This is a genomic window from Sphaerisporangium flaviroseum (assembly GCF_039537005.1).
GTDB lineage: Bacteria > Actinomycetota > Actinomycetes > Streptosporangiales > Streptosporangiaceae > Sphaerisporangium > Sphaerisporangium flaviroseum.
The window spans coordinates 75,657-101,055 of sequence record NZ_BAAAZR010000003.1; the positions used below are offsets into that span (position 1 = coordinate 75,657).

Sequence of the window (25,399 nt, forward strand, 5' to 3'; positions counted from 1 at the left end):
ATCTGACGGCGAACGGTCCGCTCCACGGGTCCGTCGCCATACCAAAACTCAACTGCGATGCACATGGGAGGGAGTGTAGCGCACCCTCCTGCCCTGGCGTGAGGCCCTTCTCCCTACGGCCACCGGGAACCGGTGGAGGGGCCGGGCTAACGGGGTGCCAATGAGGCGCGTCCCCCGGCGCGATGGCAGGATTGCTGCGTGCCGGATCCAACCGAGGAATCTCGACTGCCCCCCGGGCAGTACATCCCACGTGGCCGACCGGTCATCCACTACGGCCGGGTCCCGCAGTTCCGGCCGGAGCGATGGAACCTTTCAGTGTTCGGGGCGACCGCCTCGGGAGAGGAGATGCGCCTCACCTGGCCGCAGTTCTCCGCCCTGCCGCGCGTGACGGTCGTCGCCGACTTCCACTGCGTCACCAAATTCTCGATCATGGGCAACGAGTGGGGCGGCATATCCGCCAAGACCCTTATGGAGACCGCGCCTCCGGCGGCGGGCGTCACCCACGTCATGATCTGGGGGGAGTACGGCTACAGCGCCAACATCCGGCTCGCCGACTTCGACCGCGACTCCACGGTCTTCGCCATGGAGCTTGACGAGAAGCCGCTGTCCCCCGAGCGCGGGTACCCGGTCCGCATCGTCGTCCCGCACCTTTACGCGTGGAAGAGCGTGAAATGGGTGCGTGCCGTGGAGTACCTCCGGGAAGACCGCCGCGGGTTCTGGGAGGAACGCGGCTACCACAACCTGGGCGATCCGTGGCGCGAGCAGCGTTACGCCTACCAGGAGGACCCAGGAGACGGTCCTCCGTAGAGTTCCCCCACGATCACAATACGTGACCTATTACGGTTGCCCGCATGCTCCTCACCGGGTGCGTGGTGTTATGTGTGCTGAGCGGTCTCGTCGGGTACCGGCTGGGCCGCCGCGGCGGCGACAGCGGGCGCGGCGACCCGGTGGACAACGCGACGTTCGCCACCCTGCACCTCGCCGCGATGGCCGCGCCCTACCTCCGTGCCGGGCTGGCCCGCGACTCCGCCCGCCGGGCCGTACGCCATCTGCGTGCCCTGGTGGGCACGGCCGCCCTCGCCGTGACCTCGACCGACCAGGTGCTGGCCTGGGACGGAGCGTGGGAGGCCCCCGATGACGCGCACACCCGTGACCTGATCGGGCACGTCCACGGCGTCCTCGCGGGCGGACGGTCCCACCTCGTCGCGGGTGACGAGCTGTTCTGCGAGGCGGAGGACTGCGCCATCCGCGGCGCCGTCGTGGTGCCGCTCACCGTCGACGGACGGGTCATCGGGGCCCTGGCCGCCTACGACTCCCCGGTCAGCGCCGCGCTCGTACGGGCGGCGACCGAGGTGGGGAAGTGGGCCTCGGGGCAACTGGAGCTCGCCGAGCTGGACGCGACGCGGCGGCGGGCGTTGGAGGCCGAGACGCGGGCCCTGCGGGCGCAGATCTCACCGCACTTCGTCTGCAACTCGCTGGCGACGATCGCCTCGTTCACGCGGACCGACCCCGACCGGGCCCGCGAGCTGCTGCTCGACTTCGCCGACTTCGCCAGGCACGCGCTGCGCAGGGCGGGCGACTTCACCACGCTGTCCGACGAGCTGACCTGCGTCGACCGCTACCTGCTGCTCGAACGGGCCCGCTTCGGCGACAAGCTGCGCTTCGTCGTGGACGTCGTCAGGGAGGTCCTGCCCGTGCCCGTGCCGTTCCTGTGCCTCCAGCCCCTGGTGGAGAACGCGATCACGCATGGCATCCGCCGCGGCGGGGGGGCGGGGGAGGTGAGCGTCGTGGTCCGCGACGTGGGCAACGAGGTGCACATCATCGTCGAGGACGACGGCGCCGGCATGGATCCCCAGCGGGTGCGGGAGATGCTCGACGGCGAGCCGCCCAGCGGCGACAGCGGCGGCATCGGCCTCGCCAACGTGGACGTGCGGCTGCGCCAGATCTACGGCCAGGAGTACGGACTGGTCATCGACACCGCGCCGGGCGAGGGCACGACGGTCCGCATGCGGGTGCCGAAAATGCGGCCAAGCTATAACTAAGAGGAGTCAACCCATTACACAATGTTGAGATTAGGGTTGCCCGGAAGGCGGTGCGGGCGGCAGCGTGGTCCCCATGCTCCGTGTCTTGGCGGTTGACGACGAGGTTCACGCGCTGTCGGAGCTGGCCTACCTTCTCCGGCAGGACAACCGCGTCGAGCAGGTGCTGACCGCCTCCGACGGGGTCACGGCGCTGCAGGACATGGTCGCCATGATCGGCGCCGGAGACAGGCTCGACAGCGTCTTCCTTGACATACGCATGCCCGGTCTCGACGGCCTTGATCTGGCCAGGCTGATCGGCGCCTTCCCGAGCCCGCCCAAGCTGGTGTTCGTGACCGCGCACGACGACCGCGCGGTGCAGGCGTTCGAGCTGGAGGCCGTCGACTACCTGCTGAAGCCCTTACGTCCCGAGCGGGTGGCCGAGGCCGTGCGGCGCCTGGAGTCGGCGACGTACGGCCCGTCCTCGGGGGAGGCGGCCATGGACGACGTCATCCCGGTCGAGCTGAGCGGGCGCACCAGCTTCGTGCCCCAGCACGCCGTCTCCTACGCCGAGGCCAGCGGCGACTACGTGCGCCTGCACACCGCCGAGGGCACCCATCTGGTCCGCATGTCCCTGGCGGCCCTGGAGCGCCGCTGGGCCGGTTCGGGGTTCATCCGGGTCCATCGCAGCACGCTGGTGTCGGCGCGGCACGTCACCGAGATGCGGTTCGACGAGGGGCGCATCGTGCTCCGCGTCGGCGCGACGACGCTCCCGGTGAGCCGCAGGCACAGCCGTCGCGTCCGCGAGCAACTCGTCCGGCAGTTCCGCGGCGCGCTCCCGCCCGTAGCCGAGAGCTTCGCCCGCGGGATCGCCCCCCTTGGTGCGGATCCGGTCGCTCCGGGACAGTGAGCCCGCCGCTCGCGAGCCCCCGGACCGCCGCTCGTCGGAGGAGAACCACCGCTCGTCGCGACGTCACGTTCCGTACATCGATGACTACAGACCGCTTGGCGAGACGGAAGCCAAGCGGGCCGCGCGACGCGGACGGCCCGCCGTAATGTCGTCCGCGTCGAAGAGCCGCACTGCGTAACCGGGGGGGACACCCACCCCATGGGCTGGGAAGACCTTGGATACGCGGACCCGAAGGTGATCACCGGGCTTCCGCGCGCACGCGCGAACCAGGGTGGTCATCAAGGTCGCCGGGCCCTTACCGGGGGGTAGGGCCCGTCGGCCTCGGCGGGGTGGGGTGTTCGCCGGTCGGCCGCAAGGCCCCACAGGTGATCCGGTCAAAGGGGGGCGACCGGATCTCCGCGGCGAACACCCCGCCACAGCCACGCCCACGCGGGCCGCCCGTCACCCTTTGCCGAGCAGGACGCGGCGCCCCTCCCTCAGCGGGACGGCGAACCCGGCCCGTCATCAGGCAGGCTCTGCCCGTCGCGCAGTCTCTTCAGCAGCAGGATGTCGTCGCGGTGCCGGTCGGCCTTGCCGGGGGTCTCGACGCACATCGGTACCCCGGCCGCGACCGGATGGCGCAGCAGCTCACCGAAGGCCTCCGTGCCGATCTGGCCGGCGCCGATGTTCTCGTGACGGTCCCTCTTGGAGCCGCAGGCGTCCTTCGAGTCGTTCACATGGAGCAGCTTCAGCCGTCCCGGCGCGACGGCGTGCAGCGCGTCGAGCATGAGCCCCATCCCGCCCTGGGCCGCCAGATCGTGCCCGGCGGCGAAGGCGTGGCAGGTGTCCAGGCAGACGTTCGCGCGCGGGTGGTACTCCAGGGCCTCAAGATAGGGGCCGAGGTCGTGCACGGTGGCGCAGAGCATCTGCCCCTGGCCCGCCATGGGCTCGAACAGCAGGTCGGGTCCGCCCTCCGGGATCTCGTCCAGCAGTGGGAGCAGGTGCTCGTGGAGCTGCCGCATCGCGTCCTCCCGCGACTGGGTCACGGCGGACCCGGTGTGCACGACCACCCCGCCAGAGCCGATCTCCACGGCCCGCTGGAGGGCGTGCCGGATGGTGAGGATCGACTTCTCCAGGGTGTCGGCGCTGGGGGAGCCCATGTTGACGAGGTAGGGCGTGTGGATGAACACCGGAAGGCCCGAGGCGCGGAGCGCGGCGTCCTCGGCAGGCCTGCCCGCCGCCAGCGCCCAGCCCCGGGGATTGGTCACGAAGACCTGGATGACCTCGGCTTCGGTCTCGGCGGCGTAGCGCAGGCCACCGGTGGCCAGACCGCCTGTGACCAGCGCGTGGCTGCCGATGAGAGAGGTAACGGTCATGGTGGATCCAGCTTATGGGAGTCCGCCTGGTGCCCCGGCGACGGCGCGCTTCCGGGCGGCTTGGAGCATGACACGAAAAGTCGTGACGATGCGTTGGCCCACTTGGGAGCTCCTGTCGCTGGACCTCGCCCGCCGGTGACTGTCTACTTGCTGGCATGCCGAACGTGACACCCGGCCGGCGCGGTCTGGCGGGCTTCAACGCTCTGAGCCCTCCGCGGGCCGAGCTGGAGCTGCTGAGCTGCTGCGCCTCGCCCGCATTCGCCCGCGAGGTGGCCGCCCGGCGACCGTACGACGACGCGGAAGGGCTCGCCGCGGCGGCCGCGGCGGCGGTCCGCGAGCTGAGCTGGCCCGAGGTGCTGGAGGCGCTCGCCGCCCACCCCCGGATCGGCGACCGGGCCGCCGGCGCGAGCCGGGAGTCGTCCTGGTCACGCGACGAGCAGTCCGGAACGGCGCGGGCGGACCGGCGGGTGCTGGCGGAGCTGGCCGCGGGCAACGTGCTGTACGAGCAGCGGTTCGGCCACGTGTACCTGATCTGCGCCACGGGCCTGGCGGCGGAGGAGATGCTCGATCGGCTCAGCGACCGCCTGCGCAACGACGAGCGGGCCGAGCGGGCCGTCGTCAGGGAGGAGCTCGCCAAGATCACGCGCCTGCGGGTGGCTAAGCTCCTCGCGGAGGAAGAAGAAGAGGTCACGGCGGCGTCGCCGCGGGCGGCCGGGACCGCCGGCGACCACGGAGAGGAGCAGAGGTGAGCCTGTCCACCCACGTGCTCGACTCCAGCAACGGCCGGCCGGCCCCAGGCGTGGCCGTGAGCCTGCGCCACGGGGACCGGCTGATCGGGAAGGGCGTCACCGACGACGACGGCCGGCTGCGCGACTGGCTGCCGGCCGGGGAGCCGGGCACGGGCGTCCACCGCCTCGTGTTCGAGACCGGCGCCTATTTCGCCCGGTCCGGTGTGACGGCGTTCTACCCCGAGGTGGTCGTCACCTTCGTCGTGACCGACCCCGCCGCGCACTACCACGTGCCGTTGCTGCTGAGCCCGTTCGCCTACTCGACGTACCGAGGGAGCTAGCGATGACCGTCGTCCTCGGACCCAACCGTTACGGCAAGGCGGAGATCCGGGTCGTCCGCGTCACCCGTGACGGCGACGTCCACCATCTGAAGGACTGCAACGTCGGCATCTCGCTCTCCGGTGACATGACGGATGTGCACCTGAACGGCGGCAACGCCGCCGTGCTGCCCACGGACTCGCAGAAGAACACGGTCTATGCCTTCGCCAAGAAGTACGGCATCGGGCAGATCGAGGAGTTCGCCCTGCTGCTGGCCCGGCACTTCACCGGCTCCCAGCCCACCATCCACCACGCCCGGGTGGCGGTGCAGGAGTACTCCTGGGAGCGGCAGGGCCCGCACTCCTTCGTACGCTCGGCGACCGAGACCCGCACATGCGTGGTCCACCACGATCGGGACGGCGGCTCCACGGTGGTGTCCGGCCTCCAGGACCTGGTCCTGCTGAACTCCACGGGCTCGGAGTTCCACGGGTTCATCGAGGACGAGTACACCACCCTGCGCCCGGCCACCGACCGCGTCCTCGCCACCACCGTGAACGCCCGCTGGCGCCACACCGCGGCCTCGGATCACGCAATGTCATACGATTTCGGAAAATCGTATGAAGAAGTGCGGCGATGCCTGGTGGAGGCGTTCGCCGGCACCCACAGCCTCTCCCTGCAGCAGACCCTCTACGCCATGGGCGAGCGCGTGCTGGCCGCCCGCGAGGAGATCTGCGAGGTGCGGCTGGCGCTGCCGAACAAGCACCACTTCCTGGTCGACCTCGCCCCCTTCGGCCTGGACAACGACAACGAGGTGTACTTCGCCGCCGACCGTCCGTACGGGCTGATCGAGGGCACGGTGCTCCACGACGACGCGCCGGCCGCCGGCCCGGCCTGGGACTAGGGGAGGACCGATGGACTTCCTGCGACCCACCACCTGGAGCGAGGCGCTGGCCGCCAAGGCGGAGACCCCGGAGGCGGTGCCCATCCAGGGCGGCACCGACGTGATGGTGGAGATCAACTTCGACGTGCGCCGCCCGGTGGCCCTGATCGACCTCAACCAGGTGGCCGAGCTCGGCGACTGGGAGCCCATGGCCGACGGCCGGCTCCGCGTGGGCGCCGGGGTGTCGTACACACGGGTCATCGCCGAGCTGGGGGACAAGCTTCCCGGGCTCGCCCAGGCCTCCCGTACGGTCGGGTCGCCGCAGATCCGCAACCGCGGGTCGGTCGGCGGCAACCTCGGCGCCGCGTCGCCCGCGGGCGACAGCCACCCGCCCCTGCTGGCCGGCGACGCGGTCATCGAGGTCGAGTCGGCCGCGCGCGGTACGCGGATGATCCCGGCCGCCGAGTTCTACCTGGGCGTCAAACGCAGCGCACTGGAGCCCGACGAGCTCATCCGCGCCTTCGTGATGAGCCCGGCCGCGGGCCCGCAGTACTTCTCCAAGGTCGGCACCCGCAACGCCATGGTGATCGCGGTGTGCTCCTTCGCCATCGCCCTCGACCCCGCCGGGCGCCGGGCGGGCACGGGAATCGGCTCCGCCGCCCCGACGCCCCGGCGCGCGGTCGCCGCGGAGGAGTTCCTCGCCGCGGAGCTCGACTGGACCGGCTCGGCCCCGCTCGGCACCACGCTGCTGGCCCGGTTCGGCGAGCTGGCCGCCCAGGCGGCCTCCCCGATCGACGACGTGCGGGGCACCGCCGGCTACCGCCGCCACGCGGTCTCGGTGATGGCCCGCCGCACGCTCACCTGGGCCTGGAACGACTACCGCGAGAAGGCGGCCGCATGCGCGTGAACCTCACCGTCAACGGCAGGACCCAGTCGATTGACGGAGTCTGGGAGGGCGAGAGCCTGCTCTACGTCCTGCGGGAGCGGGCCGGCCTGCCCGGGTCCAAGAACGCCTGCGAGCAGGGCGAGTGCGGCTCCTGCACGGTCTACCTCGACGGGCTCCCGGTGTGCGCGTGCCTGGTCGCCGCCGGGCAGGCCGAAGGGCGCGAGGTGCGCACCGTCGAAGGGCTGGCCGACGGCGACCGGCTCGACCCCGTTCAGGAGGCGTTCGTCGAGTGTGGCGCGGTGCAGTGCGGGTTCTGCACGCCGGGCCTGCTCGTGCAGGCCCACGACCTGATCGAGCGGAACGCACACCCCAGCGACGCGGAGATCCGCGAGGCCCTGGCGGGCAACCTGTGCCGGTGCACCGGATACGAGAAGATCCTCGACGCGGTCCGGCTGGCCGCCGCGCGAAAGGCGGAGGTGGTGTGAGCGTGTCCACCCTCATCGAGAACGTCTCCATCGCCCCGGTCCGCGGGCCGGAGATCGGCCGCGGGTACATCCACATCGAGGACGGCCGCATCGCCGCGCTCGGCGCGGGCCCGGCCCCCGAGGTGCCCGGCGCGTCCCGCATCGACGGCACCGGCTGCCTGGCCACCCCCGGCCTGGTCAACACCCACCACCACCTCTACCAGTGGGCCTCCCAGGGAGTGGCACAGGACGCCACGCTGTTCGAGTGGCTGACCTCGCTCTACCAGGTGTGGGCGGCCATGGACGCCGAGGTGGTGAAGGGCGCGGCGACCGCCGGGCTCGGCTGGCTGGCGCTGTCGGGCTGCACCACCACCACCGACCATCACTACATCTTCCCCAAGGGCAGGGGCGACCTGTTCGCCGCCGAGATCGAGGCGGCCCGCGACCTCGGCCTGCGCTTCCACCCGTGCCGGGGTTCGATGGACCGGGGCGTCTCACACGGCGGCCTGCCACCGGACGAGGTGGTGGAGGGCCTGGAGGAGATCCTCGACGCCACGGCGGAGGCCATCGACGCCTACCACGACCCCTCGCCGGGGTCCATGCTCCAGGTCGCCGTCGCGCCGTGCTCGCCGTTCTCGGTCAGCACCGGCCTGATGACCGAGGCGGCGGCGCTGGCCCGTGCCAAGGGCGTGCGCCTGCACACCCACCTGTCCGAGACCCTCGACGAGGAGGAGCACTGCCTGAAGCAGATGGGCTGCACTCCGGTCGACTACATGGAGAAGCTCGGCTGGCTCGGGTCCGACGTCTGGGTGGCCCACGCCGTCCACCTCCACGACCGCGACATCCAGCGCTTCGCCGACACCGGAACCGGGTCGGCCCACTGCCCGAGCTCCAACGGCCGGCTCGGGGCGGGCATCGCCCGGGTGTCCGAGATGCTCCGGGCCGGGGCCGTCGTCGGCCTCGGCGTGGACGGCAGCGCCTCCAGCGAATTGACGCCGCTGGCCGGGGAGATGCGGCAGGCGCTGCTGTTCCAGCGGGCCAGGTACGGGCCGGCGGCGCTGACCGCCCGGCAGGCGCTGGAGATCGGCACCCTGGGCGGAGCCCGGTGCCTCGGGCGCGAGGACGAGATCGGCTCGCTGGAGCCGGGGAAGCTCGCCGACATCGTGCTGTGGCGGGTCGACGGGTTCGCCGCGGCCGTCGAGGACCCGGTGTGCGCGCTGGTCTTCGGCGCGACGCCGCCGGTGGCCCTGGTGCTGGTGGGCGGCGAGACGGTGGTGCGGGACGGCGAGCTGCGCACCGTGGCGCACGACGCCGCCGGTCGCGCGGGCGCCGACGCCCATCACCGCCTCACCCGCCTCGCCGCCGACAGGGGCTTCACCGTGAGCCCGGAGGCCGGTGCATGATGTCAGGGCAAATGCAGTCGAAGGTCCCTGCGTGAGGTCGGAGGTCCCCTGCGTGATGCCAGGACATGCGTGGCCGGAGGTCCTCGGGTGACGGCGGGACACGTGTTGATCGCGCCCGACAAGTTCAAGGGCTCGCTCGGCGCCGTGGAGGTCGCCGGCCGGGTGGCCGCGGGTCTCCGCGCGGCGCGCCCGGACGTCACGGTGGTCACCATGCCGGTCGCCGACGGCGGCGACGGCACCGTGGAGGCGGCCGTGGCGTGCGGGTTCGAGCGCCTGGAGGCCGTGGCGTCCGGTCCCACCGGCGAGCCGGTGACCGCCGCCTACGGCTTCCGTGACGGTGTCGCGGTGGTCGAGCTGGCCGAGGCGTCCGGCCTGCACCGGCTCCCTGGCGGGCGGCTCGCGCCTCTCACGGCCACCAGCCACGGCACCGGCGACCTGATCGCGGCGGCGCTGGGCCGGAGGCCACGGCGACTGGTGCTCGGCCTCGGCGGGAGCGCGTGCACCGACGGCGGCTCGGGCATGATGCGTGCCCTCGGCGTGCGCCTGCTCGACGCGCGCGGGCAGGAACTGCCGCCTGGAGGCGGAGCCCTGGCCGGCCTGCGCTCGCTTGACCTGTCCGGCTTCGTACGGCCCGCCGGGGTCGAGGTGGTCGTCGCCGGCGACGTGGACAACCCCCTGCTCGGGCCCGAAGGCGCGGCGGCGGTGTACGGCCCGCAGAAGGGAGCGGGCCCGGCCGAGCTCGCGAGGCTTGAGGAGGGCCTGGCGCATTGGGCGGAGATCGCCGAGCGCGACCTCGGGGTACGGGTGCGCGACACCCCGGGCGCGGGGGCCGCGGGCGGTGTCGGATTCGCCGCGATGGCCTTCCTCGGAGCCGAGTTCAGGCCCGGGATCCGCCTCCTGCTCGACCTGCTCGGCTTCTCCGCGCGGCTCTCCGGCGCCCGGCTGGTGATCACCGGAGAGGGCTCGCTGGACGACCAGACGCTGCGCGGCAAGGCGCCTGCCGGGGTCGCGCAGGCCGCCGCCGCGGCGGGGGTTCCGGTGATCGCGGTGTGCGGGCGCCGGGCGCTGACCACAGGGCAACTGCGCGAGGCCGGCATCCAGGCCGCCTTCGCGCTGACCGACATCGAAGACGATCCGCGGCGCTGCATGGAGCAGGCCGGTCCGCTGCTGGAACGCCTCGCCACCACCCTCGCCGCCGAGTGGCTCCCTCGGCCCGCCGTCCCCGCGCATGAGTGACCGCGAGCCGGTGGGCGGCTTCGACCTGGTCGTGCGGTCCCGCCGGGTGGTGCTCCCCGATGGGGAGCGCCCGCTGTCCGTGGCGGTCCGGGACGGGGTGGTCGCGGCGCTGATGCCCTACGACGAACCGGTCACGGCGGCCGAGCAGGTGGACCTGGGCGGCCTGTGCCTGCTGCCCGGGCTGGTCGACACCCACGTCCACGTCAACGAGCCCGGACGCACGGAGTGGGAGGGGTTCGCCACGGCCACCAGGGCGGCGGCCGCCGGGGGCGTGACCACGATCGTCGACATGCCGCTCAACTCCCTTCCGCCGACCGTGGACGTCGAGGCGCTGGAGGTGAAGCGCGCGGCCGCCGCGGGCCAGTGCGCCGTCGACGTGGGCTTCTGGGGCGGGGCCATCCCCGGCAACGCCGCGGCGCTCCGGCCGCTGCACGAGGCCGGGGTGTACGGCTTCAAGTGCTTCCTGTCGCCGTCCGGCGTGGAGGAGTTCCCGCCGCTGGACGCGGACGGCCTGCTGGAGGCGATGAGCGAGGTGGCCGCCTTCGACGGGCTCATGGTGGTGCACGCGGAGGACCCCGGCCTGCTCACCGACCCGGCCGGCCCGACATACCCGCAGTTCCTCGACTCGCGGCCGGGGGAGGCGGAGCGCCGCGCCGTGGAGCGGGTGATCGGCGTGGCCCGCGCGACCGGCGCCCGGGCCCACATCCTGCACGTGTCCTCGGCCTCCTGCCTGGAACCCCTTGAGGCCGCGCAGCGCGATGGTGTGCGGATCACCGCCGAGACCTGCCCCCACTACCTCACCCTCACCGCCGAGCAGGTGCGCGGCCCCGAGTACAAGTGCTGCCCGCCGATCAGGGACGGGGCCAACCGCGACGAGCTGTGGCTCGGTCTCGCGGCCGGCGTGCTGAGCTGCGTCGTCTCCGACCACTCGCCCTCCACCCCCGACCTGAAGGTGCCCGACTTCGCCGCCGCCTGGGGCGGGATCTCCTCCCTCCAGCTGGGCCTTCCCGCCGTCTGGACCGAGGCGCGGTCGCGTGGGTACGAGCTGGCGCGCGTCGTCGAGTGGATGTCCGGGCGGCCCGCGGCACTCGCCGGCCTGCGGGCCAAGGGCGGCATCGCCGTGGGCCGCGACGCCGACCTCGTGGCCTTCGACGACACGGCGCGGTTCACCGTCGAGGCGACCGCCCTTCACCACCGCAACCCGGTGACCCCCTACCACGGCCGTGCGCTGACCGGAGTGGTGCGGGCCACCTGGCTGCGCGGCCGGCCCGTGACCGACACCGTCCCACCCTTTGGAGAGCTTCTTTGAACCAGCAGCCAGCCGCCCGAGCAGCCCAGGCCGGCGGCGCCGGTGAGTGACGTCACACGACTCCCCGACCTGGCGCTGCGCTCGTACGGCGGATCGGTCGTCGCCGCGAGCGACGAGTCCTTCGCCGAGCGGCAGTCGCTGATCAGGCCCGGGGCGTCCGCCTTCCGGCCCGGCACCTTCGGGGCCAGGGGGCAGGTCTACGACGGCTGGGAGACCCGGCGGCGCCGCGAGCCCGGCCACGACTGGGCGATCGTCCGGCTGGGCATGCCGGGTGTCATCCGGGGCGTGGTGGTCGACACCTCCTGGTTCATCGGCAATTACCCGCCCTTCGCCTCCGTCGAGGCGTGCGCCGTGGACGGCTACCCCTCGGTCGCCGAGCTCCAGGAAGCCGCCTGGGCCGAGATCGTGCCGAGGAGCCCGCTGGACGGGGACGCCGCCCACGAGTTCACCGTCGGCGACGGCCGCCGGTTCACGCACGTGCGGCTGAACATCTACCCCGATGGCGGCGTCTCCCGGCTGCGCGTCCACGGAGAGGTGGTGGCGGACCTCGCACTGTACGAGGGGATGACCGTGGACCTGGCCGCGCTGGAGAACGGCGCCCTGGTCACCGGCTGCTCGGACGAGTTCTACTCCTCGCCGGTCAACGTGATCGCCCCTGGCCTGCCCCGGCACCAGGCCGAAGGGTGGGAGACGGCCCGCCGCCGCGACGGCGGGAACGACTGGCTGGTCGTCCGGCTGGCCGCCCCCGGAGTCGTGCGCGTGGCCGAGCTGGACACCACCAATCTGGTGTTCAACGCCCCGGGCTCCGCCTCGCTGGCGGGAGCCGACGTTCCCGTGGGCGCGCCGGGGGAGGACACCGAGTGGTTCGAGCTGCTCGCCCGGACCCGGCTCCAGCCGGACACCCGGCACAGGTTCCGCCTCCAGGGCGACCGTGCGGTGACGCATGTACGCCTCGACATCTACCCCGACGGCGGCATGGGCCGCCTCCGCCTCCACGGCACCCCGCGCGGCTGAAAGCCGCCGGGGCCGCCGCCTGGGGTCAGTGCCAGATCGTGATGCGGGTGCCCGCCGGGGCCTGACCGAGGGGGTTCTCCGCGACCACGGCGCCCGCGCCCGCGATCTTGCGCACGCGCACCCTGAACCCGGCCGCGCGCAACTCCCTCATCGCGTCCGCCACGTTCTTGAAACGGACGTCGGGGATGGCGACGAGCGTCTGGCCGGGCTGGACGTTGTCGGGGTTCTCCCACGGCCAGCGGAAGCCGGTGTTGGGCCCCTTGGAGCAGGTGAGCTGGACGGCCTGCCCGGCCGTCACCTCGGCCCGCGCGGCGGGGCTCTGGGCGATGACCGTGCCGGGCTGGGCGTTGTCGACCTGCTGGACGACCGTGGGGTTGTACCCCTTCTGCCGCAGGAACGCCTCGGCCTGGTCGCACTGCATCTCGCTCACGTCGGGCATGAGCTGCCCGGCGCTCAGCACGAGCTCGACCCGCTTGCTCTTGGTCACCTTGGTGCCGACCTGAGGGCTCGTGCGCAGCACCAGGCCGCGCTGGACGGTGTCGCTGGGCACCCGGCTGACCGCGCCCGTGGACAGGCCCGCGTCGGAGATCTTGGCCCGCGCGTCGGCCTCGGAGAGGTTCACGACGTTGGGCACCGAGATCTTGACCGGTCCCGCCGACGGGATCAGCGTGATCGAAGCCCCGTTGACGACCTCCCTGCCGGACTCGGGGTCGGTGCGCAGCACCTTGCCCTCGGCGAGCTTGTCGTCGTTCTCGGCCTGTCCGATCTTGACGCTGAAGCCCTGCTTCTCGGCCTCCAGCTTGGCGACCGACGTCTTCATACCGAGCAGATCGGGCACCTTGCTGTAGCGGCCCTCGGAGAACCACCATCCGGTGCCGGCGATCGCCGCGATCATCACCACGGCCAGCGCGACGATGAACCAGTTCGGACGGAACCCCGCGACCTTCGGCCCTGCCTCGGGCGGCGGCGCCAGGGCCGGGGCGGTCAGCATCTCGGTCGCGGAGTGGATCAGGGTCGGATGGGCGGGCGGGGCCCCCATCTGATGGGCCGCCAGGGGAGCGCCGGCCGCCGAGCCCGTGGGCGGGCGCTGCGGGCCCATGTCGCGCGGCAGCATGCGATGGGCGTCGACGGCCGCGACGAGCAGCGCGGTGGCGTCGGCGGGCCGGTGGTTGGGGTCGCGGTCGGTCGCGGACCGGACCAGCGTGTCCAGCAGCGGCGGGCTCGACCGCACCAGCGAGGACGGCGGGGGCACTCGGTCGTGGACGTGCCGGTAGGCCACCGACATGGGGTTGTCGCCCTGGTAGGGCTGGTGCCCGGTCAGCAGCTCGAACAGCATCACCCCGGCGGCGTAGACGTCGCTCCGCGCGTCGGCGACCCCGGCGGTGACCTGCTCGGGCGACATGTAGGCGATCGTGCCGATCATGACGCCGGTCCTGGTCTGGTTCCCCGCCTCGATGGCGCGGGCCAGCCCGAAGTCGACGACTTTCACCCGGCCGTCGTCGGTGAGCAGGACGTTCTCCGGCTTGACGTCCCGGTGGACCATGCCCGCCTGGTGGGCGGCGCCCAGGGCCGCCAGGACCGGGATCATGATCTCCAGGGCCTCGCGGGCAGGCAGGCGCTCACGCTCGCGGAGCACGTCCCGCAGGGTGCGCCCGGGGACGTACTCCATCGACAGGTAGACATGGTCGCCGTCGGTGCCCTGGTCGAAGACGTGCACCACGTTGGGGTGCGACAGGCTCGCCACGGATTTGGCCTCGCCGATGAATCGCCGCACGAAGTCGGGGTCCTCGGCCAGCGACCGGTGCATGACCTTCAGGGCCACCGTGCGGTCGAGCCGGATGTCCAGGGCCAGGTAAACGGCGGCCATCCCACCCCGGGCGATCCGGGACTCAACGCGATAGCGCCCGTCCAGCAGCCGCCCTACAAGGGGGTCCGCAACCGTCGTGTCCACGGGAGTGAGTTTACGGGCGGTTTGCCAGGGGCAGGGCAAGCACATCCCAAACCGATGCCGACATGTTCTCCCATCGCCAAGGGGTCATCGCTCCCCGCCGGCCGGTTCGATCATCGGCGAGGAGGCCTCAGCGTACCGCCGCCGGGGTATCCGTCCTGCGAGGCGCGCCATACGGCCCGCCGTCACCGCTTCCCGCATCGCCATCGCCATGAGGTCCGGCCTGCGCGCCCGCGTCACCGCGCTGGCGAGCAGAACCGCGTCGCATCCGAGCTCCATCGCCAGGGCCGCGTCGCTCGCCGTGCCGATCCCCGCGTCCAGGATCACCGGGACGGTCGCCGCCTCCACGATCAGCTCGATGTTGTGCGGGTTGCGGATGCCGAGGCCCGAGCCGATGGGCGCCCCCAGCGGCATCACGGCCGCGCACCCCGCCTGTTCCAGCCGGCGCGCCAGCGCGGGGTCGTCCCCGATGTAGGGAAGCACCACGAACCCGTCGGCCACCAGACGCTCCGCGGCGTCGAAGGTCTCGATCGGGTCGGGGAGCAGGGTCCGCTCGTCGCTGATGACCTCCAGCTTCACCCAGGGCGTGCCCAGGGCCTCTCGGGCCAGCCGGGCCGTCAGCACGGCCTCACCGGCGGTGTAGCACCCCGCCGTGTTGGGCAGCACCTTCACGCCCCGGTCACGCAGGATGTCGAGCACCGACCCCCGGGAGCCGGGGTCCAGCCGTCGCATGGCCACCGTGGTGATCTCGGTGCCGGACGCGGCCAGCGCCTGGTCGAGCACCTCCAGCGACGGCGCGCCGCCGGTGCCCATGATCAGCCGGGAGCCGAACTTCTCGCCGCCGAGCACCAGCATCTCGTCCACGGGGTCGATGCCCTGTCCGTTTCCCACCGGGTCCACTCGCCTCTCAGCCACCCTGCACCGCCGTGAGCACCTCGACGCGGTCGTTCTCGCCGAGCGCGGTCGACTGCCACGCGCCACGCCGTACCACCTCGTCGTTGAGCGCGACCGCGACCCCGGCGACGGCCGGGGTCAGCTTCTGTACCGCCTGTGCGACGGTGGCCCCGGGCGGCAGGTCGTGGGGGGCGCCGTTGATGGTTACCTTCATCGCGCTTCCGGGGCGGGAGACCCTGGCCGCAGGCCAGGGGAGGGGCCCCGTTCCTCCTTCTTCCATCGGTGAGGGTCGCTGATGGCCCGGCCCGGGCCGAACCTCAGGGGCGAGCAGATCGCCGCGACGGGCGGGCCGGCCGCCGCGCCACCGAGGTCCTGGGCCGGTTCTCCGGCCAGTTCCCCGGCGATGAAGTCGGCGGTCAGGGGGCAGAGCAGGACACCGCCACGGTGGTGGCCGGTGGCGAGCAGGAGCCCTTCCAGGGCGGTCCGCCCGATGAGCGGGAGGTTGTCGGGGGTCCCCGGGCGCAGCCCGGCGAACACGTCCGTCACTTCCAGCTCGGTGACGCCGGGTACGAGCTCGCGCGCGTCGCGCAGCAGCTCCCACAGGCCACCGGCGGTCACACGGGTGTCGAACCCCATCTCCTCCTGGGTGGCGCCGAGCACGATCTCCCCGTCGCCGCGGGGCACCATGTAGACGTGGGACCCGTGGACCACCCCGCGCACGCACCGGCCGAGGAACCCCGGATCGCCTCGCAGCCGCATGATCTGGCCCTTGACCGGGCGCACCGGTGGCAGGACCTCGGGCGGAACGCCGTCCAAGGATCCCGACCAGGCCCCGGCGGCGAGCACGACCCGGTCGGCGGAGACTCGCCCGCCACGCGCCAGCCGTACCCCGCGGACCACGTCGCCCTCGACGGCGAGGCCGCGGACGCGGTCGGTCACCAGGGTCACGCCCTGGCGTGACAGCGCGGCGAGCAGGGCGGCCGTGACCCGCCGCGGATCGACCCAGGCGTCTCCCGAGGCCAGGACCCCGCCACGGACCGAAGGGGCGAGCATCGGCTCGGCGCGGCGGCATTCGCGTCCGGTCAGGCGGTCGACCGGGAGGGCCAGCTTCTCCATGAAGTCGGCCAGCTCGCCCAGCGCCGCCAGGTCGTCCGACCCGAAGGCGACGTCCAGCGTGCCCTCGGTGCGGTAGTCCACCTCCACCCCGGCCTCGCCGGACAGCTCCGCGGCGAAGGCGGGCCAGCGGGCCAGCGAGGCGAGGCCCAGCCGGAGCAGGGGCTCCTCGGTGTAGGTGACCTCGCTCACCGGTGCGAGCATCCCCGCCGCCGCGTGGGAGGCGCCCGATCCGGGCGCGGGGTCGGCGACGGTGACGGTGTACCCGCGCCGGGCGGCACGCCAGGCGACCGACAGGCCGACGACGCCTGCGCCGACGACCACCACATCCGTATGCGGCACGTTCACCTGAGGTCCCGCTCCCTTCGCCGGCATGATCCGGATCAGGTCTTTGCGGTCGAGGGCCCTGAGCCCTCCTCTCAGCCCGGTCTCGCCGGACTCCCGCGCGTGCTGACGGCACCAGCCTATTCCTGCCTCGGTACGTCTTGCGCACCCGCATGAGCGTTCTCATCACGCGCTGTGTGCGATGGTGAGCTGATTTGTTACCAAATCGCCGTTGGCGAGTTACCCGGCTGGCCGCTTAGGGTCAGGATGTGAATCATGTCGTGGTGGTGGGGGCCGGGCTGGCCGGCGTGCGGAGTGTCGAGGCGCTGCGGGCGCGCGGGTATCGAGGGCGCATCACCCTGATCGGTGAAGAGAGCCACCGCCCCTACGATCGGCCGCCTTTGTCGAAGGCCGTGCTGCTCGGCGACCTCGACTCGACGCTCGTCGACTCCGACCTCGGCGCGCTCGATGTCGACCTGCGCACCAACGTGGCCGCCAAGGGGCTGCGCGAGGACGCCCTGGAGACCACCGAGGGCGAGCTCGAATACGACGGCCTGATCATCGCCACCGGCGCCTCGCCCATCAGGCTGCGCGGCGAGGGCGCCCAGCACGTGCTCCGTACGATCGACGACGCCCTGGCCCTGCGCGCCCTGCTCGTCTCCGGCGCCCGCGTGGTGGTGGTCGGCGCGGGCTGGATCGGCGCCGAGGTCGCCACGGCGGCGCGCCGCGCCGGCTGCGAGGTGACCGTCGTGGAGGCCGCGGGGTCGCCGCTGGCCGTGGCCCTCGGCACCGAGGTGGGCTCCTACACCGTGCCCTGGTACGCCGAGGCCGGCATCGATCTGCGGCTCGGCACGATGGTCGGCTCGGTCGATCCAGGTGGCCTGACCATGATGGACGGCTCCTGGATCCCGGCCGATGTGGTGGTGACCGGCGTCGGCGTGCGCCCCTCCGTGGGGTGGCTCGCGGGTTCGGGCGTGGAGGTCGGCAACGGGATCCTCGTCGACGAGCACCTGCGCACCTCGATGCCGGGTGTGGTCGCGGTCGGCGACTGCGCCAACTGGCTGTCACGGCGCTTCGGCCGCCGCATGCGGGTCGAGCACTGGGACACCGCCCTGAACGCTCCCGAGACCGCGGTGGCCACCCTTCTGGGCGAGTCGGCCGTCTACGACCCGGTCCCGTACTTCTGGTCCGAGCAGTTCGGCCGCATGCTGCAGTACGCCGGTCATCACGACGGGGCCCGGCTGGTCCTGCGAGGCGACCCGGCCGCCGACCGCAAGTGGGCGGTGCTGTGGCTGACCGACGACGACCGGCTGGCCGCTATCCTTACCGTCGACCGCCCACGCGACCTGGTGCAAGGACGACGCATCGTCGAGGGCGGGCAAAGGCTCGATGTGGATCGCGCGATGGACCCCTCGGTACCCTTGCGTGACTGCTTGTGACCCCCTCAAGGGTGTTTGAGAAGAGGCACGACGTGGTAGTTGTGGTTTCGTGACGCTTTCTGTTGCACAGATCGACCGGGAAACCGACCAGTTGGTGGGGGAATGGCTCCCCCTCACGGAAGTGGGCAGGCGGTTCGGGCTCAGCACCGGGCGTGCCAAGCAGCTTCTCAAGGACAAGAAGCTCATCGGTGTCCGCCGGGGCGGGCCGGAGCCGGAGGTCCCCGCGGTGTTCATCGCCGGGAGCGACGTCGTGAAGGGGCTTCCAGGGACCTTGACGGTCCTCTCGGACGCCGGCTACGACGACGTCGAGGCCCTGCGGTGGCTCTTCACCGCCGATGACTCCCTGCCGGGAGCGCCGATCGACGCACTCGTCGCGGGCCGGCACACCGAGGTGAAGAGGCGTGCCCAGGCGCTCGGTTTCTGACGCCAGGCTCTACCTCTGCACCGACGGGCGCCGCCGCCAGGGCGATCTCGAGCAATTTCTCGATGACGTGCTCGCCGGCGGCGTGGACATCGTCCAGTTGCGCGAGAAGGGCCTGGAGGCCCGCGAGGAGCTCGCGCTGCTCGAGGTGTTCCGCGCTGCCTGCGACAGGCACGGAGCCCTGCTCGCTGTCAACGACAGGGCCGACATCGCCTACGCGGCGCGCTCAGACGTGCTCCACCTCGGGCAGGACGACCTGCCCGTGGCGGTGGCCCGCGAGATCCTCGGGCCGGACATCCTGATCGGGAGGTCCACCCACAGCGACGCGGAGGCGTCCTCGGCCGCGGTCGAGGAGGGCGTCGACTACTTCTGCTGCGGGCCGATCTGGCCGACGCCGACCAAGCCCGGGCGCCCGGCGCCTGGGCCCGGTCTGCTGAAGCACGCGGCGGCGCTGGGCACCGACCGGCCGTGGTTCGGCATCGGCGGCGTCGACCTCGGCACGCTCGACGAGGTCATGTCGTGCGGCGTGACGCGCGTCGTGGTCGTGCGGGCCATCACCGAGGCCGGCGACCCCGGTGCCGCCGCCGCGGAGTTCGCGCGCCGCCTGGCCGCGGGCCGGGAGTCAGCTTCGGCGTGAGGTGGCGGCCACGGCGAGCTCCGCCAGGGCTTCGCGTGCCCCGGGGGGCCTGGCCGCGGGCCGGGAGTCAGCTTCGGCGTGAGGTGGCGGCCACGGCGAGCTCCGCCAGGGCTTCGCGTGCCCCGGGGGTGATCGGCGCCTGCTCCAGGGAGTTCAGCGCGTCGTCCAGGTAACGCTTGATCATCTCCTCGCTCGCCGCGAGCGCGCCGGTCTCCTCGATGATCGTGCGGAGCCGCTCGACGCCGTCCGCGTTCAGGCCGGGGTCGCCGAGCAGCAGCCGCACCTCGCCGGCCTGCCGGTCGGACGCGGCCGAGAGCGTGCGCGCGATCAGCATCGTGCGCTTGCCCTCGCGCAGGTCGTCACCGGCGGGCTTCCCCGTCTCGGCGGGGTCGCCGAACACACCCAGCACGTCGTCACGGAGCTGGAAGGCGATGCCGACCTTCTGGCCGTACTCGACGCACAACCGGTCGATCCACGGCTCCTGGCCGCGCGCCGCCAGTGTCAGGCCGAGACGCAGCGGCTGCTCCACGGAGTACTTGCCGCTCTTGTGCAGGGCGACGCGCAGCGCGCTGTCGAAGGTGTTCTCGCCGTGCGCCTGCTCCAGCAGGTCGAGATACTGCCCGCACATCAGCTCGGTGCGCATGAGGTCGTACACCGGCTCGGCGGCGGCGAGCGCCTCGGTGGGCAGGCCGCTCGTACGCCACATCTCGCCCGACCAGACCAGCAGCAGGCTGCCCAGCAGCACCGCCGCGCCCTCGCCGAACTGCACGGCAGATCCCCGCCAGCCCGACCGCTCATGCAGCGCCTGGAACCGCCGGTGCGCCGCGGGCTTGCCACGGCGCAGGTCGCTCGCGTCCATGACGTCGTCGTGGATCAGGGCGCTGGCCTGCAGCAGCTCCAGTGACGCGGCGGCGGTGAAGATCGCCGGGTCGTCCCCTCCGCCCGCGCCGCGCCAGCCCCAGTAGCAGAAGGCGGGGCGCAGCCGCTTGCCCCCGGCGAGGAAGTCCTCCGCGGTCGTCAGGAGCGGGCTCAGCTCGGGGCCGCTGACCAGGGGACGCTGCCGGTCGACGAACGTCCGGAGGCGGCGGTCCACCTCGGAACGGAGGGCGTCCGACTGGGCGAAGGATGTGGTCATGCTCTGAGATTAACGGCCACACAGGCGCGCTCCGCTTCGCCGTCCCCTGTGTGACGCAGGTCATGGCGATGGCAGGGCAGACGGACATATCGCGTGGACACCCAGGGCGCGAGGCCGGCAGTCCGCGAGAACGGGTCTCACACGATGCGGACCGGCCCTGTGGGCGTTGTGGGACCTCCGGGAGGGTGACGCGGACCCCCCGCGCCGTCGCACGATCACCGGGGCGGCGGACCGGTCCCGCGGGTGTCGCGGGATCTGCGGGAGGGTGACGCGGATCCCGTCCGGAACACCGCACGATCGCCAGCGGTGTGCGGCGGAGCGGACCTGTAGCCTTGGACTCATGGCTCTGGGTCGTCCTTCAGTCTTTCCCGACCGTGTTCCCACCGTCAGGGAACTGCTCGCCTCCGGGGGCCGGTCGTTCTCCTTCGAGTTCTTCCCGCCGAAGACCGACGAGGGCGAACGGCAGCTCTGGCGCGCGATCCGCGAGCTGGAGGGGCTGCGCCCGACATTCGTCTCTGTGACCTACGGCGCCGGCGGCTCCACCAGGGACCGCACGGTGGAGATCGTCGAGCGGCTCGCGCACGAGACGACGCTCACACCGGTCGCCCACTTCACCGCGGTCGACCACTCGATCCGCGAGCTGCGTCATCTGATCGGCAGGTTCGCCGGCGCGGGCGTGCGCAACATCCTCGCCGTGCGCGGCGACCCGCGGGGCGCCGACCCTCTGGCAGAGTGGATCAAGCACCCCGAGGGCGTGCTGTACGCCGAGGATCTGGTGCGTCTCATCCGCCAGGCCGGCGACTTCTGTGTGGGGGTGGCCGCCTTCCCCTACCGGCACCCGAGGTCGCCGACGATCGAGTCTGACACCGACTACTTCGTTCGCAAGTGCCGGGCCGGCGCCGACTACGCGATCACGCAGATGTTCTTCCGGGCCGAGGACTACCTCAGGCTGCGCGACCGCGTGGCCGCTCAGGGCTGCGACACGCCGATCATCCCCGGCATCATGCCCGTCACCCAGATGAGCACGATCGCGCGGTCGGAGCAGCTCTCCGGCGCCCCCTTCCCGCCGGAGGTCGCCGAGCGCTTCGAGGCGGTCGCCGACGACCCGGCGGCGGTGCGCCGCCTCGGCATCGAGCACGCCGCCGAGCTGTGCCAGACCCTGCTCGACGAGGGCGCCCCCGGCATCCACTTCATCACCTTCAACCGGTCGAGCGCGACCCGCGAGGTCTACCAGGCACTGACCCCCGCGCCCGCCGCGGTCACGGTGCCGGCGACCCGCACCCCCGCCCCGGGCGTCCCCGCCCCCGTCCACTAGACACCAGGCCTCACCCTCGCGTGCGAGGGCGCTAGGCGATGGGCTGGAGCGGGAGAGGGCTGCCGACGATGGCGTAGTGCTCGTAGCCCCCGGGGAAGACGAACATGGTCATGAGGTCGGTGAAGCCGAGCCGGTGGTAGAGGTGACGCGCGGCCGTGGGCTGGTCGTGGGTCGACATCACGGCCGTGCTCTCGGGCCTGCCCTCGCATAGATCCCGCACCAGCCGGCGGCCGATGCCCTTGTCCTGGTAGTCGGGGTGCACATGGATCTCGGCGATCTCGAACGCGTTCCCGAACCAGGCGGCGGCGATCGTCGGCCCCGCCTGGTCGTGCAGGGCGCGGCGCACGACGTCATGCCACCACTGGCCGGGCATGCCGTGGAAGCCGTACCCGAAACCGACCACGGTGCCGTCCGTGTTCTCGGCGAACAAGCAGGTGAAATCAGGAAATGTCGAGTGATTGCGCATGATGCTCTGCCGCCCGGAGAGCTGATCGACGGGAGGGCGCATCGCCGCGGTGTAAACGCCGATCACGGTGTTCAGCGCGGCGTTGAACTCCTCGGGACCCCCGCGTCGCAGTTCGATCACTCACCGCACACTAGCAGGGCGGCATTCACCCGGCCGTCCAACCCGGCGGAAGCGGAATTCACCCGCTTTCCCGGCATTTCCCCCTACCGTCCGCCCCGCTGGGACGCGCCTATTCCACCTCGGCCGGGGTGCCGCCGGTGATGCGTACGAGCTCGTCGAAAGTGGTCGGAAAGACCGTGTGGGAGTGGCCGGCCGCGGCCCAAACGACACTGTGCTTGCTCAGCCAGGTGTCCACCAGAGTGCGGACGGGTGCGGGATGGCCGACCGGCGCGACGCCGCCGATGGTCTGCCCGGTCGCCGCCTTCACGAACTCCGGAGTCGCCCGCCTGACTTTGGAAACGCCGACAAGCCTGGCGATGAGGCCGGTGTCGACCCGGTGGGCGCCGCTGGTGAGCACCAGCAACGGCTCCCCGTCGGCGTCGAAGATCAGGCTGTTCGCGATCGCGCCGACCTCGCATCCCAACTGAGCGGCGGCCGTGGCGGCGGTGGGCGCCGACTCGGTCAGTATGACCACTTCGCCGGTCGCGCCGGATTCACGGAGAGCCTCGGACACTTTGAGCACGCTCGGATGCAACTTTTCTGGCACGCGAACACTCTAAACAGATTGACGGACATCGGCGATTGATTACATCTCCGTGACTCCACAGGGCGCGGCCATACCAATGCGCTAATGTCCTTCACCTATCTGAGGTGTGTTCGAAGGGGAGATTTGACATGGGGGTTCGAAGGCGGCTCGCCGCCGCGGTGGTGCTGACCGCGGGAGCCGTGCTCGTCTCCGGTGGCGCGGCGGGGGCCGAGCAGACCGGACCGTTAGCGCGAACGGGCGCCGCGGCGGCCGGTCACGTGGTCACCCAGGCGGTGGCGATCCCGGCGGCGCCGGTCACTCAGGCGCGCGCGGCCAAGCCCTTCGTGGCGCCGCACGGCAGCCTCAAACTGGGCGCCAAGGGCGCGGCCGTCAAGGAGTTGCAGAGCAGGCTCCGCGAGCTGGGCTACGTTCCCGGCGAGATCGACGCCAAGTACGGCGGCACCACGCAGTCCGCCGTGTGGGCCTTCCAGAAGGTCCAGGGCATCTCCCCGACGAGCACCATCGGCAATCGCACGTGGCGGGCGCTGGAGCTGCCCAAGGCTCCCCAGGTGCTCGTCCCGAACGGCAAGCCCGACCGGGTGGAGATCAACCTCACCAAGCAGATCGCCGTGCTCTACCGAGCCGGTCAGGTGAGGCTCATCACCCACATCTCCTCGGGCAGCGGCATCCCCTACTGCGAGACGGCCGTCTGGCAGGGCAAGACGCAGAGGTTCTGCGGTAGCGCCAGGACGCCTACGGGGAACTTCAAGACCACCTGGCGGCGCTCGGGCTGGCACAAGTCCTACCTCGGCCAGCTCTACAACCCGATCTTCTTCAACGGCGGCATCGCCCTCCACGGCGCGCTGTCGGTCCCGCTCTACCCGGCCTCCCACGGATGCGTCCGGCTTCCGATGCACGTCGCGCAGGTTCTGCCCGGCCTGCTGGGCACCGGCGTCCCGGTGCACGTCAAGGGCAGGTTCCAGCGCTGACCTCGTCACCGTCGCCGAGCGGCGGAGATCACCCCAGAGCCGCGGTCGTCACGACGACCGCGGCTCTCGCCGTCTGTGGGTCCGTACGCGGGCGTGGTGGTCGCCCGGCGGCCGTCTCGACGGTGTGGGCGCCGGGGCGTCGCCGATCGCCGATCGCGGTTCGCGGCGAGAGATCAGCATGCTGACCACATGATCGAACCTATGTTCGTGTGGTGCTTGACAATACGCATCATCGAATTTATGTTCGACACAGTGAGGGTGGGACTCGCGGCCCGCCCTCACTACTAGGCGGGAGAGTGTCGTCGGCGGCGGCCTCGCCACGCGATCCGTTGGCCGGGCGGGGAGAGGGGAAGCTCCTCGTCCGGCCGTAGACGCACAACGTCAGACCCCATCCAAGGACTGCCGGAGCAGCAGAGGAAAGGCACCGCGGCAGGAAGCATCCGGGCCGGCCATCGCGCACATCAGGCGGTGGATCCGGGTGAGAAGGCGAGGTACGAGCCAGGCCGAGTGACCCACGACCAGCGGATCACCGAAATTGTCGGTGGTGTCTGCGACTGTGTTATCACCGGCGGTCACCGCCGGGGCCACGACCCCAAGGAGGGTGGCATGACTCGAGAGTCCGGAGAAGGTCCCCGGGTTTCACAGACCGTGCGCGCGCATCTGGCCGACGCGCACGCGTGTCTCGCGGACGCCGCGGCGGCCCGCACTCCCGCCGAGCGTTACGTCTCTGCGCATCTCGCGGCGCTGAGGGCGGCGGCGGGCATCCTGGCGGCACTGCCGCGTCCGATGGACAGCCGCAGGCGGCGGTTGCGCAGCGCGTGGGAGCTTCTGCCCGACGCGGAGCCCCGGCTGGCGCAGTGGGCCGCCTATTTCGCCGTGAGCGCGACCAAGCGCGCCGCGGCCGAAGCCGGCATGGTCCGTGTGGTGTCGGAGCGAGACGCCGAAGAACTGCTCGCCGAGGCCGACACCTTCGTGGGTGTCGTCGAGGGCATCCTGGGCGTCCCGGGCCAGTCCACACTGCCGGTGAGGGCCCCTTTGGCGGGGTGAGAGAGCCACGGAGTTCACCGCGGCGGTCGTCCACCGACCGCGCCGGCCGTGTCCATGGCGACCCGCCCCGCACCCACCTGGCGTGACACGCCGGGCCCGAGTGACGCACGGCGGTGACGAGAAACCGTGGACCGTGCCGCACGTCGTCAGGCCATCAGCGCCGACGTCGACAAAGTCGTCAGGCCATCCGCCACGACGATGTAGTCGTCAGGCCCGCCACGGCGACGGTAGCCGTCAGGCCGTCAGCGCCACGGCGACAGCCCCCTGAGTCAGGTTCAGACTCCAGCCTGCCCGAAGGCCTCACAAACCGCTTGACGGTGATCCGCAGGCGCTCGACCACAGTCGCCGGCAGCATGACCCCGCCCTGACCGCCGCTGAGGCGAAAGCGCCTGAGAGCGGGCACGAGAAGCGCCTGGAGTGGCCGGAAAGCGCGTCAGGGCGGGCACGAGCAGCGTCCGGCGGGTG

The 25,399-nt window shown here is 72.0% G+C and carries 26 protein-coding genes and 1 riboswitch; of the genes, 18 read left to right on the forward strand and 8 right to left on the reverse strand.

Annotated elements, in window-relative coordinates:
- The first annotated feature begins 198 nt into the window (after positions 1-198).
- From ABD810_RS11295 to ABD810_RS11305, 3 genes are all read left to right on the forward strand, one after another.
- Positions 199-807, forward strand: a complete 609-nt coding sequence (locus tag ABD810_RS11295) for a molybdopterin-dependent oxidoreductase (protein WP_344937712.1) — start codon at positions 199-201, stop codon at positions 805-807.
- 44 nt (positions 808-851) lie between these two features.
- Positions 852-2,042, forward strand: a complete 1,191-nt coding sequence (locus ABD810_RS11300) for a histidine kinase (RefSeq protein WP_344937714.1) — start codon at positions 852-854, stop codon at positions 2,040-2,042.
- Positions 2,043-2,115: 73 nt separating this feature from the next.
- Entirely contained in the window at positions 2,116-2,928 is an 813-nt protein-coding gene (locus tag ABD810_RS11305; protein ID WP_344937716.1) for a LytR/AlgR family response regulator transcription factor, read from the forward strand.
- Between the two features lie 476 nt (positions 2,929-3,404).
- On the opposite strand, the gene ABD810_RS11310 is transcribed toward ABD810_RS11305, so the two are convergent.
- Positions 3,405-4,283, reverse strand: a complete 879-nt coding sequence (locus ABD810_RS11310; RefSeq protein ID WP_344937718.1) for a deoxyribonuclease IV — start codon at positions 4,281-4,283, stop codon at positions 3,405-3,407.
- 155 nt (positions 4,284-4,438) lie between these two features.
- Here ABD810_RS11310 and uraD point away from each other — a divergent pair, with 155 nt between their 5' ends.
- The 9 genes from uraD (at position 4,439) to alc (ending at position 12,521) form a co-directional block, all read left to right on the forward strand.
- Complete coding sequence (uraD, locus tag ABD810_RS11315; protein WP_344937720.1) at positions 4,439-5,032, forward strand: 2-oxo-4-hydroxy-4-carboxy-5-ureidoimidazoline decarboxylase; 594 nt, start codon at positions 4,439-4,441, stop codon at positions 5,030-5,032.
- Entirely contained in the window at positions 5,029-5,352 is a 324-nt protein-coding gene (uraH, locus tag ABD810_RS11320) for a hydroxyisourate hydrolase (protein ID WP_344937722.1), read from the forward strand. The genes uraD and uraH overlap by 4 nt, the downstream gene beginning before the upstream one ends.
- A 2-nt stretch (positions 5,353-5,354) precedes the next feature.
- Positions 5,355-6,230, forward strand: a complete 876-nt coding sequence (gene pucL, locus ABD810_RS11325; RefSeq protein WP_344937724.1) for a factor-independent urate hydroxylase — start codon at positions 5,355-5,357, stop codon at positions 6,228-6,230.
- Positions 6,231-6,240: 10 nt separating this feature from the next.
- Positions 6,241-7,116, forward strand: a complete 876-nt coding sequence (locus tag ABD810_RS11330) for an FAD binding domain-containing protein (RefSeq protein WP_344937726.1) — start codon at positions 6,241-6,243, stop codon at positions 7,114-7,116.
- Positions 7,107-7,580, forward strand: a complete 474-nt coding sequence (locus tag ABD810_RS11335) for a (2Fe-2S)-binding protein (RefSeq protein WP_344937728.1) — start codon at positions 7,107-7,109, stop codon at positions 7,578-7,580. Before ABD810_RS11330 ends, ABD810_RS11335 begins: the two co-directional genes overlap by 10 nt.
- Positions 7,577-8,962 carry an 8-oxoguanine deaminase gene (locus tag ABD810_RS11340; RefSeq protein ID WP_425566881.1) on the forward strand — a complete coding sequence of 462 codons (1,386 nt, stop codon included), beginning with the start codon at positions 7,577-7,579 and terminating at the stop codon, positions 8,960-8,962. The genes ABD810_RS11335 and ABD810_RS11340 overlap by 4 nt, the downstream gene beginning before the upstream one ends.
- Before the next feature lie 87 nt (positions 8,963-9,049).
- Positions 9,050-10,198, forward strand: a complete 1,149-nt coding sequence (locus ABD810_RS11345) for a glycerate kinase (protein WP_344937730.1) — start codon at positions 9,050-9,052, stop codon at positions 10,196-10,198.
- Positions 10,191-11,507: an allantoinase AllB gene (gene allB / locus ABD810_RS11350; RefSeq protein ID WP_344937732.1), complete on the forward strand. Its 1,317-nt coding sequence runs from the start codon at positions 10,191-10,193 to the stop codon at positions 11,505-11,507. The genes ABD810_RS11345 and allB overlap by 8 nt, the downstream gene beginning before the upstream one ends.
- A gap of 42 nt (positions 11,508-11,549) precedes the next feature.
- Positions 11,550-12,521 carry an allantoicase gene (alc, locus tag ABD810_RS11355; RefSeq protein WP_344937734.1) on the forward strand — a complete coding sequence of 324 codons (972 nt, stop codon included), beginning with the start codon at positions 11,550-11,552 and terminating at the stop codon, positions 12,519-12,521.
- Positions 12,522-12,546: 25 nt separating this feature from the next.
- On the opposite strand, the gene pknB is transcribed toward alc, so the two are convergent.
- The 4 genes from pknB to thiO all read right to left on the reverse strand — a co-directional run bounded on the left by pknB (position 12,547) and on the right by thiO (position 16,851).
- Entirely contained in the window at positions 12,547-14,517 is a 1,971-nt protein-coding gene (gene pknB, locus ABD810_RS11360) for a Stk1 family PASTA domain-containing Ser/Thr kinase (protein ID WP_344937736.1), read from the reverse strand.
- Between the two features lie 39 nt (positions 14,518-14,556).
- Complete coding sequence (locus tag ABD810_RS11365; protein WP_344937911.1) at positions 14,557-15,324, reverse strand: thiazole synthase; 768 nt, start codon at positions 15,322-15,324, stop codon at positions 14,557-14,559.
- A gap of 52 nt (positions 15,325-15,376) precedes the next feature.
- Positions 15,377-15,577 (reverse strand): sulfur carrier protein ThiS, encoded by a 201-nt coding sequence (gene thiS / locus ABD810_RS11370; RefSeq protein ID WP_344937738.1) that lies wholly within the window; start codon positions 15,575-15,577, stop codon positions 15,377-15,379.
- A complete protein-coding gene (thiO, locus tag ABD810_RS11375; protein ID WP_425566883.1) occupies positions 15,574-16,851 on the reverse strand; it encodes a glycine oxidase ThiO in 1,278 nt (425 codons plus the stop codon). The genes thiS and thiO overlap by 4 nt, the downstream gene beginning before the upstream one ends.
- A riboswitch (TPP riboswitch) is annotated at positions 16,820-16,931 on the reverse strand. It overlaps the preceding gene by 32 nt.
- Positions 16,932-17,069: 138 nt before the next feature.
- On the opposite strand from thiO, the gene ABD810_RS11380 reads away from it, so the two are divergent.
- Genes ABD810_RS11380 through thiE form a run of 3 tightly spaced genes read left to right on the forward strand, consistent with a single transcriptional unit; the run spans position 17,070 to position 19,297 of the window.
- Positions 17,070-18,239, forward strand: a complete 1,170-nt coding sequence (locus ABD810_RS11380) for an NAD(P)/FAD-dependent oxidoreductase (protein ID WP_344937742.1) — start codon at positions 17,070-17,072, stop codon at positions 18,237-18,239.
- A gap of 49 nt (positions 18,240-18,288) precedes the next feature.
- The gene (locus ABD810_RS11385; protein WP_344937744.1) at positions 18,289-18,663 is read left to right on the forward strand and encodes an Rv2175c family DNA-binding protein; all 375 of its coding nucleotides are present in this window, start codon (positions 18,289-18,291) and stop codon (positions 18,661-18,663) included.
- A complete protein-coding gene (gene thiE, locus ABD810_RS11390; protein WP_344937746.1) occupies positions 18,641-19,297 on the forward strand; it encodes a thiamine phosphate synthase in 657 nt (218 codons plus the stop codon). Before ABD810_RS11385 ends, thiE begins: the two co-directional genes overlap by 23 nt.
- Positions 19,298-19,364: 67 nt before the next feature.
- Here the strand turns inward: thiE and ABD810_RS11395 are convergent, their stop codons facing one another.
- Positions 19,365-20,432 (reverse strand): polyprenyl synthetase family protein, encoded by a 1,068-nt coding sequence (locus tag ABD810_RS11395; protein ID WP_344937748.1) that lies wholly within the window; start codon positions 20,430-20,432, stop codon positions 19,365-19,367.
- A 340-nt stretch (positions 20,433-20,772) separates the two neighbouring features.
- On the opposite strand from ABD810_RS11395, the gene metF reads away from it, so the two are divergent.
- The gene (gene metF, locus ABD810_RS11400) at positions 20,773-21,747 is read left to right on the forward strand and encodes a methylenetetrahydrofolate reductase [NAD(P)H] (RefSeq protein WP_344937750.1); all 975 of its coding nucleotides are present in this window, start codon (positions 20,773-20,775) and stop codon (positions 21,745-21,747) included.
- Positions 21,748-21,778: 31 nt separating this feature from the next.
- Here the strand turns inward: metF and ABD810_RS11405 are convergent, their stop codons facing one another.
- Both ABD810_RS11405 and ABD810_RS11410 read right to left on the reverse strand, forming a co-directional pair.
- Positions 21,779-22,333 carry a GNAT family N-acetyltransferase gene (locus ABD810_RS11405; protein WP_344937752.1) on the reverse strand — a complete coding sequence of 185 codons (555 nt, stop codon included), beginning with the start codon at positions 22,331-22,333 and terminating at the stop codon, positions 21,779-21,781.
- A 109-nt stretch (positions 22,334-22,442) separates the two neighbouring features.
- Positions 22,443-22,886, reverse strand: a complete 444-nt coding sequence (locus tag ABD810_RS11410) for a YbaK/EbsC family protein (RefSeq protein ID WP_344937754.1) — start codon at positions 22,884-22,886, stop codon at positions 22,443-22,445.
- A gap of 161 nt (positions 22,887-23,047) precedes the next feature.
- Between ABD810_RS11410 and ABD810_RS11415 the strand changes: the two genes are divergently transcribed.
- Both ABD810_RS11415 and ABD810_RS11420 read left to right on the forward strand, forming a co-directional pair.
- Positions 23,048-23,887 carry a L,D-transpeptidase family protein gene (locus tag ABD810_RS11415; RefSeq protein WP_344937756.1) on the forward strand — a complete coding sequence of 280 codons (840 nt, stop codon included), beginning with the start codon at positions 23,048-23,050 and terminating at the stop codon, positions 23,885-23,887.
- Positions 23,888-24,493: 606 nt separating this feature from the next.
- Positions 24,494-24,934: an SAV_6107 family HEPN domain-containing protein gene (locus tag ABD810_RS11420; RefSeq protein WP_344937758.1), complete on the forward strand. Its 441-nt coding sequence runs from the start codon at positions 24,494-24,496 to the stop codon at positions 24,932-24,934.
- Positions 24,935-25,399: the final 465 nt, after the last annotated feature.